General features: G+C 70.0%; 12 protein-coding genes. 5 read left to right on the top strand and 7 right to left on the bottom strand.

What is annotated here, in order from left to right; genetic code table 11:
- From ACTRWB_RS02030 to ACTRWB_RS02010, 5 genes are all read left to right on the top strand, one after another.
- Positions 1–1,137 carry a CaiB/BaiF CoA transferase family protein gene (locus tag ACTRWB_RS02030; RefSeq protein ID WP_446900743.1) on the top strand — a complete coding sequence of 379 codons (1,137 nt, stop codon included), beginning with the start codon at positions 1–3 and terminating at the stop codon, positions 1,135–1,137.
- A 42-nt stretch (positions 1,138–1,179) separates the two neighbouring features.
- The gene (locus ACTRWB_RS02025) at positions 1,180–2,499 is read left to right on the top strand and encodes an MFS transporter (protein ID WP_446900742.1); all 1,320 of its coding nucleotides are present in this window, start codon (positions 1,180–1,182) and stop codon (positions 2,497–2,499) included.
- A 118-nt stretch (positions 2,500–2,617) separates the two neighbouring features.
- Positions 2,618–3,676 (top strand): porin, encoded by a 1,059-nt coding sequence (locus ACTRWB_RS02020; RefSeq protein ID WP_446900741.1) that lies wholly within the window; start codon positions 2,618–2,620, stop codon positions 3,674–3,676.
- 38 nt (positions 3,677–3,714) lie between these two features.
- The gene (locus ACTRWB_RS02015; RefSeq protein WP_446900740.1) at positions 3,715–4,104 is read left to right on the top strand and encodes a BON domain-containing protein; all 390 of its coding nucleotides are present in this window, start codon (positions 3,715–3,717) and stop codon (positions 4,102–4,104) included.
- A 47-nt stretch (positions 4,105–4,151) separates the two neighbouring features.
- Positions 4,152–5,522 carry a serine hydrolase domain-containing protein gene (locus tag ACTRWB_RS02010; protein WP_446900739.1) on the top strand — a complete coding sequence of 457 codons (1,371 nt, stop codon included), beginning with the start codon at positions 4,152–4,154 and terminating at the stop codon, positions 5,520–5,522.
- A 21-nt stretch (positions 5,523–5,543) separates the two neighbouring features.
- On the opposite strand, the gene ACTRWB_RS02005 is transcribed toward ACTRWB_RS02010, so the two are convergent.
- From ACTRWB_RS02005 to ACTRWB_RS01975, 7 genes are read right to left on the bottom strand one after another with little or no spacing between them, the layout of a single operon-like run.
- Positions 5,544–6,590 carry an ABC transporter substrate-binding protein gene (locus ACTRWB_RS02005; RefSeq protein WP_129516650.1) on the bottom strand — a complete coding sequence of 349 codons (1,047 nt, stop codon included), beginning with the start codon at positions 6,588–6,590 and terminating at the stop codon, positions 5,544–5,546.
- Entirely contained in the window at positions 6,587–7,738 is a 1,152-nt protein-coding gene (locus tag ACTRWB_RS02000) for an NAD(P)/FAD-dependent oxidoreductase (RefSeq protein ID WP_446900738.1), read from the bottom strand. Before ACTRWB_RS02000 ends, ACTRWB_RS02005 begins: the two co-directional genes overlap by 4 nt.
- Positions 7,731–9,170 carry an FAD-dependent oxidoreductase gene (locus ACTRWB_RS01995; protein WP_446900737.1) on the bottom strand — a complete coding sequence of 480 codons (1,440 nt, stop codon included), beginning with the start codon at positions 9,168–9,170 and terminating at the stop codon, positions 7,731–7,733. Before ACTRWB_RS01995 ends, ACTRWB_RS02000 begins: the two co-directional genes overlap by 8 nt.
- Positions 9,167–9,514: a (2Fe-2S)-binding protein gene (locus ACTRWB_RS01990; RefSeq protein ID WP_446900736.1), complete on the bottom strand. Its 348-nt coding sequence runs from the start codon at positions 9,512–9,514 to the stop codon at positions 9,167–9,169. Before ACTRWB_RS01990 ends, ACTRWB_RS01995 begins: the two co-directional genes overlap by 4 nt.
- Positions 9,514–10,308, bottom strand: coding sequence for an ABC transporter permease (locus ACTRWB_RS01985; RefSeq protein ID WP_129516654.1), 795 nt, complete (start codon positions 10,306–10,308; stop codon positions 9,514–9,516). Before ACTRWB_RS01985 ends, ACTRWB_RS01990 begins: the two co-directional genes overlap by 1 nt.
- Entirely contained in the window at positions 10,305–11,282 is a 978-nt protein-coding gene (locus ACTRWB_RS01980; RefSeq protein WP_446900735.1) for an ABC transporter permease, read from the bottom strand. Before ACTRWB_RS01980 ends, ACTRWB_RS01985 begins: the two co-directional genes overlap by 4 nt.
- Complete coding sequence (locus tag ACTRWB_RS01975) at positions 11,283–12,365, bottom strand: ABC transporter ATP-binding protein (RefSeq protein ID WP_446900734.1); 1,083 nt, start codon at positions 12,363–12,365, stop codon at positions 11,283–11,285.
- Positions 12,366–12,590 lie beyond the last annotated feature (225 nt).

Raw genomic sequence — 12,590 nt, 5'->3', positions numbered from 1 at the left:
ATGACGATCGATGCCCCGCGCGATGACGCTCCGGCGCAGCCGCACGCGAAACCCGCGTGGTCGTGCCTGAACGACGTGACGATCCTGGACCTGAGCCAGTTGCTGCCGGGCCCGCATGCGTGCGCGCTGCTTCGGCAGCTCGGTGCCGACGTCGTCAAGATCGAGCCGCCGCTCACCGGTGACGCGTCGCGCCTGCTCGGCGATGCCGTGTTCGCGCAGTTCAACCGCGGCAAGCGCTCGGTCGCGCTCGACCTGAAGGCGCCGGCGGATCGCGATCGCTTTCTCGATCTCGTGCGCGGAGCCGACGCCGTCGTCGAAGGCTTCCGGCCCGGCGTGATGGCGCGTCTCGGGATCGGTTACGACACGCTCGCGCGCATCAACCCTCGCATCGTGATGTGCTCGATTTCGGGCTACGGGCAGGATGGCCCGAATGCGGCACGCCCCGGCCACGACCTGAATTTCCTCGCGGAAGCCGGTTACTGGGCGATCCCGGCGCAGGTCGACGACGTGGTCGGGCGGCCGCGTGTGCGGCTCGCGGACTACGCGGCCGCGATGCATGCGGCGCTGGCGCTGTCGGTGGCCGTGACGAGCGCACGTGCGAACGGGCACGGGCAGCACCTCGATGTATCGATCCACGACGCGACGCTCGCGTGGACGGCGCCAGCCGCATGGGCGTCGCGCGCGCATCGCGCAGCATCGTCCGACGCGCCGTGGGTGATGCCCGACAACGACCTGTTCGAGACGGCAGACGGCCGCCATCTCGCGCTCGGCATCCTCGAGGACAAGTTTTGGATGACGCTGGGCGATGCGCTCGGCGACGCGTTTCCTGCACTGCGCGATCTGCGTTTTGCACGCCGCGCCGGCCGGCAACGGCACAAGTCAGAGGTCAGCGAACTGTTGAAGTCGGTATTCGCGAGCCGCACGCTGGACGACTGGATGCGCGCGCTGCGCGGGTTCGACCTGCCTGTGTCGCCGCTCCTGGACCCGGACGAACTGTTCGCCGATCCGCACGTGCGTGCGCGCGGCGTCGCCCGCGAGATCGACGGGGCGCTCGCCGTGCGCTTTCCGGTGAAGTTCTCGCTGGGGCTGCCGGACGGCGACGACCACGTGCCGGGCTTGGGCGAGCACGACGCGTAGCGGCCGCGCACGACGGCCCTGACAGAAAACACGGAGACACGGATGACGACAGGCGACACGCAATACCGCCCGGCACGGGCATGGTCGATCGCGATCATGCTCGCGCTGATGATGCTGGTGAATTTTCTCGACAAGGTGGCGCTCGGGCTCGTGTCGGTGCCGATGATGCGCGAGCTGCATCTGAGCCCGACCCAGTTCGGCCTGATCGGTGGCAGCCTCAACTGGCTGTTCGCGGTCGCGGCCGTCGCGGGCGGCATCGCCGCGAACCGCTGGCCGGCGAAGTGGCTGCTGTTCGGGATGGCGGCCGCGTGGTCGGTGCTGCAGTTGCCGATGCTGGTTGCGGGTTCGATCTGGGTCGTGATCGCGTGCCGCGTGCTGCTCGGCGCGGGCGAAGGGCCCGCGTCGCCGGTTGCCGTGCATGCGCTCTACAAGTGGTTTCCGGATGCGCGGCGCAACCTGCCGGTCGCGCTGCTGCATCAGGGCAGCGCGCTCGGGATGCTGATCGCCGGCCTGTCGATTCCGGTCGTGACGACGCACTGGGGCTGGCGCGCGAACTTCGCGGTGCTCGCGGCGCTCGGCGCGCTGTGGTGCGTCGCATGGGCCGTGTGCGGCGAGGAGGGCACGCTGGTGCGCGGCGGCCGCGTGGTGGGCACGGCCGGCATCGCGCGCGACGAACGTGTGCCGTACGGGCTGCTGCTGACCGATCGCACGGTGATCGGCAATTTCCTCGGGCATTTCGCGGCGAACTGGATCCTGGCGATGAGCCTGACGTGGATGCCGGCCTATCTGCAGCTCGGGCTCGGTTTCGAGCCGCATGCGGCGGGCCGGATGTTCGCGCTGTTCGTCGCGACGACCTCGCCGCTCAGCCTCGCGCTGGCGTGGCTGTCGCAGGTGCTGCTCGCGCGCGGTGTGCCATCGCGCTACGGGCGCGGCGTGTTCGTCGCGACGACGCTGGCGATCGCGGGGCTGCTGCTGGCGGCGCTCGCGCTGCCGGACCTGCCGCGCGCGGCGAAGCTCGCGGCGCTGACGCTCGGCAGCGGGATGACGCTGACGATGTATTCGATCGGCCCGGCGATGCTGGCCGAAGTCACGCCCGATGCGCAGCGCGGCGGCGTGCTCGCGCTCAGCAACGGCTTCGCGTCGCTCGCGGGCCTCGGCGCGCCGATCGTGACGGGCATGCTGATCGAGGCGGCCGGCGCGTCGACTGCGCGCGGTTTCGAGCAGGCGAGCCTCGTATGCGGCGTGGTGCTCGTGCTGTGCGGCGCGCTCGGCGTGCTGTGCCTCGATCCGCAACGTTCGCTGCGCCGCCTCGCGCAACGGCCGCACGACACGCCGGGCGCGATGCGCGAGTCGCGCGGCTGACGCCGCAGCATCGGCCGTACCGGAATAAAGAGTGTTCCTGAAAGGCAGTAATCCTTATCGATTGGCAGGGAAGCAAGAAAGCAAGAAAAGCGACGATTCGACAACAAGGAGGAGACGCATGAGAAAGGTGATGGTAGCGGCGCTGATCGGCGCGCTTTCGGGGGCCGCGCACGCGCAGTCCAGCGTGACGCTGTTCGGCCGGATCGGCGGCGGCGTGCGCTGGGTCAACGGCTTGCCGGGCGGCAGTCAGGTCGGCTTCAACAACAACATCATCGCGGGCAACGAGTTCGGGCTGCGCGGCAAGGAGGATCTCGGCGGCGGGCTGAAGGCGCTGTTCGTGCTCGATGGCGCGTTCAACAGCGGCACCGGCGCGGTGAAGACGGCCGGCACGCTGTTTTCGCAGGCCGCGTATGTCGGCCTGTCGGGCGATTTCGGCCGCGTGACGCTCGGCCGCCAGTTCAACGCGGCCGAGGATCTCGGCATCGCGCTCGATCCGCTCGGCGGGCGCGGGCAGTCGCTTTCGGTCGAGCCGGGCGTGCTGTTCGACGGCAACTTCTTCACGCTCGATTCGCGCTTCAACAACACGATCAAGTATCTCGGGCAGGCGGGCGGGTTGCGGGTCGGCGCGAGCTATTCGCCGGGCGGCGTCGCGGGCGCGTCGCGCGCGGGCACCAACTATTCGGCGGCCGCGATGTATACGCTGGCCGACCTGATGGGCGGCGCGTCGTACGCGAAGACGTACAGCCCCGACGGCTCGCAATCGGCGCAGACGATCCAGGCGGGCGGCACGCTGCAGCTCGGCCGCGCCCGCTTCTACCTGAGCTATGCATCGCTGAACGTCACCGCGATCAAGGCCGGCGCGCCGTCGCGGCGCGACGACATCCCGTCGTTCGGCGTCGTCGTGCAGCCGCTGCCGGCGGTGCAGTTGAGCGCGGCCGCGTTCTACGACCGCGCACGCAATCTCGGCAACGCGTCGGGCGCGGACGGCCACAAGCTGACGACTTATGCGATCGCCGAGTACTTCCTGTCGAAGCGCACCGAGCTGTATGTCGAAGTCGACCGCAACGGGATGACCGGCGCATACATGCGCGACCCCGCGACGATCGCGGCGCTGAACCTGCGGCGCGGCGCGAGCGCGACGACCGGCGTGTCGATCGGCCTGATGACGCAGTTCTGAGGTTTCCTTCAACCGCTTTTCCGGAGTGTGATTCGATCATGCGTACTTCATCCCGACTTGCCGCGGGGCTGCTGATGGCTGCATGCTGCACCGTCGCCGCCCATGCGCAATCCGATGCCGCGAGCGCGGCGGCCCCGTCATCGGCGCCGGTGCAGGAAGCCGCGCAGGCGCCTACGCCGGCCAGCCTGTCGCCGGCGCAACGCAAGGCAGCCGACCGCAAGCTGCAACGCCGCGTCGGCACGGCGCTCGCACGCACCAAAAACCTGAACGCGACGCGCATCCTCGTGCGGGTGCGCGACGGCAACGTGACGCTGGCCGGTTCGGTCACGGATACGAATCAGGTGAATCTCGCGGCGGCGGCCGCGCGGCGCGTCGACGGTGTCGCATCGGTGTCGAACCTGTTGCGAATCGACGGCCAGCAACCCTGATGGCCGGGCACGTCGCCCGTTCACTTTCCACTACGAGGCATGACTCGATGCGAATTCATCGACGCTTTACAGCTAGCCGGCGCACCCGCCGGCTGGCCGGCACCTTCGTGCTCGCCGGCGGGCTCACGCTCGCCGCGACCGCGCCCGCCGCGACCGACGTCGCCGCGCCGGGCGTGATGCAGGGCTTTCCGCCACCGGCCGACCAGGCCGTCAACAAGGCGAACGCGTTCACGCCGGCGCGACTGCGCTGGGCGTTGAGCAACACGCGGCTGCTCGCGCCGACGGCCGGCATCCGGCATGCGGCCGCGCCGATGCCGCTCCCCGCGCAACCGGCGCCCGGTCTCGACGCGCTGCCCGTCACGATCGGCGGCGAGACGCTGACGCTCGATGCATACCTGCGCGCGACCCATACCGACGGCTTCATCGTCGTGCAGCGCGGCCGGGTCATCTACGAGCGGTATTTCGACGGCTTCCGGCCCGATCAGCCGCACGCATGGGCGTCGATGACGAAATCGGTGACGGGCCTGCTGGCCGCACAGATGATCGAATCCGGTGTGCTCGACGCGGGCGCGCCGCTGTCGCGCGCGGTGCCGGAACTGGCCGACACGCCGTTCGGCAGCGCGACGCTGCAGCAGAACCTGGACATGGAAGTGCCCACCGCCTATACGCCGGGCGTGCCGCCCGATCTCGGCCTGTTCGGCGCCGTCGGGCTGGTGCCGCACCGCGAAGGCGCGCCGGCCAGCATCGTCGAGTTCCTGCAGACCGTGCGGCGCGTGCCGGACGTGGCGCCGGGCAGCCTGTGGTTCTACCAGAACGGCTCGCCGGAAGCCGTCGCGTGGGCGATGCAGCGCGCGACGGGGCAGTCGTGGAGCACGCTGGTCGAGCGGTGGCTGTGGCGCGATTTCGCGGAAGACGATGCCTACGTCGCCGTGGACCGCAACGCGATGGCGATGGCGAGCGGCGGGCTGTATACGACGCTGCGCGATGCCGCGCGCTTCGCGGAACGCGTGCGCACCGGGCTCGGCGGCGCGCCGGGCACGCTGCCCGCCGCGACGATTCGCGCGGCGCTGCAGCCCGCGCACAACGCGGCGCTGTTCGCGAAGGGCAACGTCGTGCCCGGCAAGGACGGTGATGCGTATCGCGACTACTGGTATCAGGTGAACGACGGCGATGGCTCGTTCGCGGCGGCGGGGCGCTTCGGCCAGTCGATCCTCGTCGATCCGAAGACCGCGCTGACGATCGTCAAGTTCTCGTCGTCGCCGGACTTCGCGCCGCGTGCGCTCGATGCGCACGGCGACGCCGTTCGGCCGCGCGCCGCGCTCGATGCGCACGGCGACGCCGTTCGGCCGCGCGCCGCGCTCGAACGCGGCGACGCGCTGAGCATGGTCGCGCGCGCGCTCGCCGAGCGGCTGCGGTAACGCACTCGCGCCAGTACGGGATCAGCGCTCGATCTGCCGGTTCCAGCGCGTATCCCACTGCGCGCGGCGTGCGTTGATCGCGGTCCAGTCGACCACCGTCACCTTGCGCACGAGATCGTCGACATTGCCGAGGCTCTGCTGCATCGCCGCGGGCATCTTCGCGAGCCGGTTGGTCGGGATCTGCTTGCCGGCCTCGGCGGCCTTCGTCTGCGCGGGCGCGGACAGCAGGAACTGCGCGAGCTTTTGCGCGAGCTGCGGATCGGGATTGTTCGCCACCACGCACAGGTCGACGAGCAGCAGCACGGGGCCTTCCTTCGGGTTCGCATACGCGACCGGAATGCCCTTGTCCTGCAGGTCGCCGACACCGGTCGGCGTGAGCGGGAACAGGCCGGCTTCGCCGGTCTGCACCATCTCGGAGATCTTCGCCGAGTTCGGGATGTACTCGACGACGTTCGGCCCGACCGTGCTTGCCCACTTGCTGAAGCCGGGCTCGACGTTCTGCTCGTTGCCGCCGAGCAGCCGGTTGATCGCGAGGAAGCCGTGCAGCCCGAACGTGCTGCTCGACGCCGACTGGAACACGACCTTGCCCTTGTATTTCGGATCGGCGAAATCCATCCACGACGTCGGCGGCGTCCAGCCTTTTTCCGCGAACAGCTTCTTGTTGTACGCGATGCCGGTCATCCCGAGCTGCACGCCCGCGCCGACGTCGTCCTTCATCCGTGCGAACGGATACAGCTCCTTCAGCACCGGCGAATCGTCGAGCTTCTGGCACACGCCGAGGCTGACCGCGCGCGCCATCACGCCGTCGTCGAGGAACGCAACGTGAATCTGCGGCTTGTTGCGGTTCGCGAGCAGCTTCGCGAGCACGTCCGACGACGTGCCGGGCACGACGACGACCTTCACGTTGTTCGCCTTCTCGAAGTCGGGCAGCACCTGGCTCGTATAGGCCTTTTCCATCGGGCCGCCGTTCATGCCGACGTAGATCGTCTTCGTTTGCGCGCACGCGGGCGCGCTGACGCCGGCCATGCAGAGTGCGGCTGCGGCCGCGATCGTTCCGAGCAGTTTCATCGAGAGGTCTCCTCTTGGGGGAAGGGGGCGGCCGGCGCGGCTTGCGGTGCAAAGCGGCCGATCGAGAAGGCAGTCAGGGGCGTGGCGGTTTCGCCGGTCGTGACGAGGTCGGCGAGTACGTCGCCGACGCCCGGCGCGAGCAGGAAGCCGCCGCCGGAAAAACCGAACGCATGCAGCAGGCGCGGCGTCGTGCCGCTCGCGCCGATGATCGGGTTGTGGTCGGGCGTGCAGCCTTCGACGCCGCTCCATGTGCGGATCAGCAGTGCGTCGCGCAACGCGGGCAGCAGTGCGCACGCATCGCGCATCACCGCGCGCGTCGTATCGACCGACGGCTGGCCGAATTCGCCGTCGCCACGGCCGCGCCCGCCGCCGATCACGCAGTTGCCGCGCGCTACCTGCCGCGCGTACACGCCGCCGCCGTACACGCCGAGGTTGTGTGTGATGAACGGCGGCAGCGGTTCGGTGACCCACATGTTCGGGTAGATCGGCTCCATCGGCACGGCTTCGCCGAACCGCTCGGCGATCGTGTTGGCCCAGGCGCCGGCCGAGTTGATCAGCCACGTCGCGGTGCATGCGCGGCCGCCCGCGAGAATGTGGAAGCGCGCGCCGTCGTGGCGAACGTCGTCGACGCTGGTGTGCTCGAACACGTCCGCACCGGCCGCGCGGGCCGCGCGCGCGAACGCGGGCGATACGAGGCGTGGGTTCGCATGGCCGTCGGTTTCACACAGCGAGCCGCCGAGCGCCGCGCGGCCGAGCCACGGATAACGACGGCGGAACGCGTCGCCGCGCATCACCTGCAGCGGCAAGCCGTGCTCGCCGGCGAGCGTCGCGTAGGCGTCGAGCGCGTCGAGATCGGCGTCGCTGCGCGCGAGCCGCAAGTGGCCCGACACGACGAATTCGCCGTCGATGCCGATCAGCTCGGGCAGGCGATCCCAGATGCGCCGTGCGCGCAACGCGAGCGGCAACTGCTCGGCCGGGCGGCCCTGGCAGCGCACGCCGCCGTAGTTCACGCCGCTCGCCTGCGCGCCGCAGTCGCGCCGCTCGAACAGCCCGACGCGCAGGCCGCGACGTGCCAGCGCGAGCGCGGCCGACGCGCCGACGAGGCCGCCGCCGACGATCGCGACGTCGTAATGGCGGGCATCACTCATCGCGTGCCTCGTCGGGAATCGCCGCGACGTCGTCGCCTGCGAGCGCGGCCGAGATCGGGAACGGCTTCACCGGCGGTTGCGCGCGCAACCGGCCGACATCGGCGAGCGGGCGGCCGGTTTCGGCGGCCAGTACGAGCGCGGCCGCGTCGCCGCACATGCGGCCCTGGCAGCGGCCCATCCCGACGCGTGTCAACGCCTTCAACCGATTGAGTTCGGTTGCCGCGCCGGCACGGATGCAGCGCCGCAGCGTGCCCGCGTCGATCTCCTCGCAGCGGCACACGATCGTGTCGTCGGGGCAGCGCGCGGCCAGCCCGTCGGGCGGCGCGAACGCCGCTTCGAGGCCTGCGCGGAATGCGCCGACACGCGCGAGCGTGCGTTCCAGCGTCGCCGCATCGGGTTTGCCGGACGGCGATGGCGAAGGCGATGCGATGCCGGCGTCGTCGAGCAGCGCGAGCGCCGCGCTGCGGCCCGACGCTTCGGCCGCGTCGGCGCCCGCGATGCCCGCACCGTCGCCCGCGACGTAGAGGCCGCGCACTGACGTGCGGCCGGCCGCGTCGCGTTCGGGCAGCCACGCGCGATTGACCGGATCGAAACCGAACCGGCAGCCGGCGAGATCGGCGAGCTGCGTTTCCGAACGCAGGCCGAAGCCGAGGCCGAGCGCATCGCAATCGAGCACATGCAACTGCGCATCGTCACCGGCCGCGCGCCATGCGAGCCCCGTCACATGCTGTTCGCCGAGCACGCGTTCGAGCGTGACGCCCGTTTCGATCGCCACGCCATGCGCGCGCAGCCAGCCGATGTAATAGAGCCCCTTCGCGAAAGTCGACGGCATGCGCAGCAGCGCAGGCGCGGCGGCGGCCTGGCGGCGCAGCGGGCTCGTGTCGAGCACGGCGGCGACCTGCGCGCCGGCCTTCGCATACTGGTACGCGACGAGGTAAAGCAGCGGCCCCGTGCCGGCGAACACGATGCGCCGGCCGATCGCGCAGCCTTGCGCCTTCAATGCGACCTGCGCGCCGCCGAGCGTATAGACGCCCGCGAGCGTCCAGCCGGGCACGGGCAGCATGCGGTCGGTCGCGCCGCTCGCGACGATCAGGTGCGAGTAAGGCACGGTCACTTCGTGGCCGTCCTGCAGCGTATCGACGCGCCCCGCGCCGCACGCCCACGCAAGCGTGTCCGGCCGGTAGTCGACATGTGGCAGCAGCGCGGCCATCGTCCGGTGCACGGCGTCGGCTTTCGCGGCCTCGAAACCGTACAGCGTGCGTTTGCCGCGTGCGAAGCCGCCGTCGGCCGGCGGTTGCCGGTAGATCTGCCCGCCCCAGCGCGCGTTTTCGTCGATCACGACCGGGCGTAGCCCGGCGTCGACCAGCGCTTCTGCAGCGCGCACGCCGGCCGGGCCCGCGCCGACGATCACCGGTTGCAGTGCGTGGTTCATTGCGCGCCTCCGTCCGGTGCGGGCGGCGTGCCGGTCACGATCCGCATGCCTTCGACGATTGGCGTCGAGCATGCGCGCACACGCGCGCCGGCCTCGGTACGCACCCAGCAGTCCTGGCATGCGCCGATCAGGCAGAAGCCCGCGCGCGGCAGGCCGCTGAATTCGCTGACGCGCACGCGGCGCTGCGCGACGAGGATCGCGGTGAGCACGGTGTCGCCGGCGAGCGCGTGCGCGGGGCGGCCGTCGAGCGTGAACGCAACGGCGGCGCGCTCGCGCTCGGCGACGCGCACGAACTGCGCGCCGTCGGCCGGGTCGTTGGTGGAACGGGAAACGGGAGTCGACATCAGTGTTGGCCGATCAGGATGCGGTTCAGGCCGTACACGCGATCGAGCAGCAGCATCGCGCCGGCGGTGATGAAGATGACGAGCGCCGACACCGACGCCATCATCGGGTCGATCGACTCGGTCGCGTACATGTACATGCGCACCGGCAGCGTGACCGTCTGCGGCGACGTGACGAAGATCGACATCGTCAGCTCGTCGAAGCTGTTGATGAACGCGAGCAGCCAGCCGCCCGTGATGCCGGGCACGATCATCGGCAGCGTGATGCGGCGGAACGTCGTCCACGGGTCCGCGCCGAGCGAGCACGCGGCCTGCTCGATGCTGCGGTCGAGGCCCGCGACGGATGCGAGCACGAGCCGCATCACGAACGGCGTGATGACGATCATGTGCGCGAGCACGAGCCACGCGAACGAGCCGGTCGCGCCGATCAGCGCGAAGAAGCGCAGCAGTGCGATGCCGAGCACGAGGCCGGGGATCACGAGCGGCGACAGCAGCAGGCCGTTCAGGAACGCGCGGCCGGGAAACGCCGCGCGGCCGATGGCGAGGCCCGCCGGCAACGCGATCGCGAGCGACAGCGTCGCCGATGCGAACGCGAGCTTCACGCTGTTGAAGAACGCGGTGACGAAGTCGGGATAGTCGAGGATCGCGCGGAACCAGCGCAGCGACAGCCCGTGGGTCGGCAGCGTCAGCGTTTCGTCGGGGGTGAACGCAACCAGCACGACGATCACGAGCGGCGCGAGCACGAACAGGATCACGAGCGTGTGGAACGCAAGGGCGAAGGGGCCATTCTTTCTCATCGCGATGCGCCTCCGAGGCTGCGCGCGTAGCGGCGTTCGAGCACGCGGTAGTAAGTGAGCATCACGACGAGGTTCGCGACCAGCAGCAGCACCGCGATCGTCGCGCCGAGCGGCCAGTTCAGCGAGCCGAGGAATTCGTCGTAGACGGCCGTGGCCGCGACCTTCAGCCGGCGTCCGCCGAGCAGGCCGGGAATCGCGAACGCGCTCGCCGACAGCCCGAACACCATCAGGCTGCCCGACAGCACGCCGGGCATCAGCTGCGGCAGCACGATGCGGCGCAGCGTCGTGAACGGCGACGCGCCGAGCGACAGCGCCGCGTGCTCGGTCTGCGGATCCAGCCGCTGCAGCGCGGTCCACACCGGAATCACCATGAACGGCAGCATCACGTGCACCAGCGCGATCACGATCGCGAAGGTCGTGTATTCGAGCTTGTAGGGCCCGAGGCCGACGAGCCCGAACGCCTGGTTCACGAGCCCGCTCGTGTTCAGCAGCATGCTCCAGCCGAACGCGCGCACGACGACCGACACGAGCAGCGGCGCGAGGATCGCGAGCAGGAACAGCGAGCGCCACGGGTCGCGCATCTTCGACAGCACGTACGCTTCCGGCGTGCCGATCGCGACGCAGATCGCCGTCGTCAGCGCGGCGATCCCGAACGTGCGCGCGAAGATCGTGTGGAAGTACGACGAACCGAGCACTTCCGCGTAATTGCCGAACTGGAACGCGGCGATCGGGCCGGTGGCCGGGTCGTAGCGGTAGACCGTCAGCATGAGCGTCATCGCGAGCGGCACGAGCACGAGCGCGGCGAACAGCGCGAACGCGGGCGCGCACATCAGCCACAGCGGCGCATGCGCGCGCCATGTCGCGCGTTTCGTGCGCCCGGAGGCGGCGCGGGCCGGCACGGCGTCGGGCGCGGCCGGCCGCGCGAGGCCGGCCGTCGCGCCGTCGGTGGGCAGCGGGCGGGAAGGCTGTCGCATTCAGGCCTCCCGGCGCATCACGCGCACCGCATCGCTGTGCCAGTCGATGCCGACCGGCGCGCCTTCCGCGAGCGGCTCCGCACCTTTGTTCTGGCAGCACACGAGCACTTCGCCGAGTGCGCTGTCGACGCGGTACAGCCATTGGCTGCCAAGGAAGAAGCGGCTTGTCACCGTCGCGGCGAAGCGGCCCGCATCGGGCGCGCACAACCGCAGCTTCTCGGGCCGGATGCAGACCGACACGGCATCGCCGACGCGCATGTCGCGTTCGCGCGGCGGCAGGTGCGCGGTGCGGCCCGTCTCGGCGAGATCGTGCCCGAGGTCGATGCGGATCGCGTCGCCGTCGTGCGCGACGATCGTGCCGGGCAGCAGGTTCGCCTTGCCGATGAACTGCGACACGAAGCGGTTTTCCGGGCGCTCGTACGCGCGGTACGGCGTGTCGGTCTGCGTGATGCGGCCGGCTTCCATCACGACCACGCGATCGCTGATCGACAGCGCTTCCGATTGATCGTGCGTGACCATGATCGTCGTCGTGCCGATCTTGCGCTGGATCGCGCGCAGCTCGAACTGCATGTCCTCGCGCAGCTTCGCGTCGAGGTTCGACATCGGTTCGTCGAGCAGCAGCACCGGCGGCTCGATCACGACCGCACGCGCGATCGCGACGCGCTGCCGCTGGCCGCCCGACAGCTCGCGCGGAAAGCGGTGCGCGAGCGCATCGAGGCGCACGAGCGCGAGCGCCGCGCGGATCCGCTCGGCGCGCTCGGCCTTGTCGACGCCGCGCATGTCGAGGCCGAAGCCGACGTTCTCCGCGACGCTCATGTGCGGAAACAGCGCATAACTCTGGAACACGATGCCGAGCCCGCGGCGGTTCGGCTTCAGGTGCGTGATGTCCTGCCCGTCGAGCGCGATGCGGCCGCGCGTGACGTCGACGAAGCCGGCGATCATCTGCAGCGTCGTGGTCTTGCCGCAGCCCGACGGCCCGAGCAGCGACACGAATTCGCCTTGTTCGACCGACAGGTTGACGTCGGCGACGGCGGTGAGGTCGCCGAAGGTTTTCGTCAGATCCGTAAGCGTGAGAAACGACATGGGGAGCTCCGGGTTCGCACACCGAGTGGCCGGTGCACCAATGACGCGGACTCTAGCCAGCCATATTTCGGAGCGTCAATTTCGAATTCTGCTCAACGGGATGAATTTCTGAAAAATTCCGATGACCGGAATGGATCGGCGAATCGCGTGCGAATCGTTCCGTTGAATGAAGGGCGACCGGACCGTGAAATGCACGCGTCAATCCCGTGCACACCCGGATGCCCG

It is taken from the genome of Burkholderia sp. YIM B11467 (assembly GCF_052952715.1).
The sequence above is the reverse complement of the archived record's forward strand: the minus strand, read 5'-3'. Positions and strand labels throughout refer to the sequence as shown.

Bases quoted from the DNA above. Each gene is read 5' to 3' on its own strand.
- ACTRWB_RS02015 (WP_446900740.1), top strand. From the start codon at position 3,715: ATGCGTACTTCATCCCGACTTGCCGCGGGGCTGCTGATGGCTGCATGC.
- ACTRWB_RS02000 (WP_446900738.1), bottom strand. From the start codon at position 7,738: ATGAGTGATGCCCGCCATTACGACGTCGCGATCGTCGGCGGCGGCCTC.
- ACTRWB_RS02025 (WP_446900742.1), top strand. From the start codon at position 1,180: ATGACGACAGGCGACACGCAATACCGCCCGGCACGGGCATGGTCGATC.
- ACTRWB_RS01995 (WP_446900737.1), bottom strand. From the start codon at position 9,170: ATGAACCACGCACTGCAACCGGTGATCGTCGGCGCGGGCCCGGCCGGC.
- ACTRWB_RS01990 (WP_446900736.1), bottom strand. From the start codon at position 9,514: ATGTCGACTCCCGTTTCCCGTTCCACCAACGACCCGGCCGACGGCGCG.
- ACTRWB_RS02020 (WP_446900741.1), top strand. From the start codon at position 2,618: ATGAGAAAGGTGATGGTAGCGGCGCTGATCGGCGCGCTTTCGGGGGCC.
- ACTRWB_RS02010 (WP_446900739.1), top strand. From the start codon at position 4,152: ATGCGAATTCATCGACGCTTTACAGCTAGCCGGCGCACCCGCCGGCTG.
- ACTRWB_RS01980 (WP_446900735.1), bottom strand. From the start codon at position 11,282: ATGCGACAGCCTTCCCGCCCGCTGCCCACCGACGGCGCGACGGCCGGC.
- ACTRWB_RS02005 (WP_129516650.1), bottom strand. From the start codon at position 6,590: ATGAAACTGCTCGGAACGATCGCGGCCGCAGCCGCACTCTGCATGGCC.
- ACTRWB_RS01985 (WP_129516654.1), bottom strand. From the start codon at position 10,308: ATGAGAAAGAATGGCCCCTTCGCCCTTGCGTTCCACACGCTCGTGATC.
- ACTRWB_RS01975 (WP_446900734.1), bottom strand. From the start codon at position 12,365: ATGTCGTTTCTCACGCTTACGGATCTGACGAAAACCTTCGGCGACCTC.
- ACTRWB_RS02030 (WP_446900743.1), top strand. From the start codon at position 1: ATGACGATCGATGCCCCGCGCGATGACGCTCCGGCGCAGCCGCACGCG.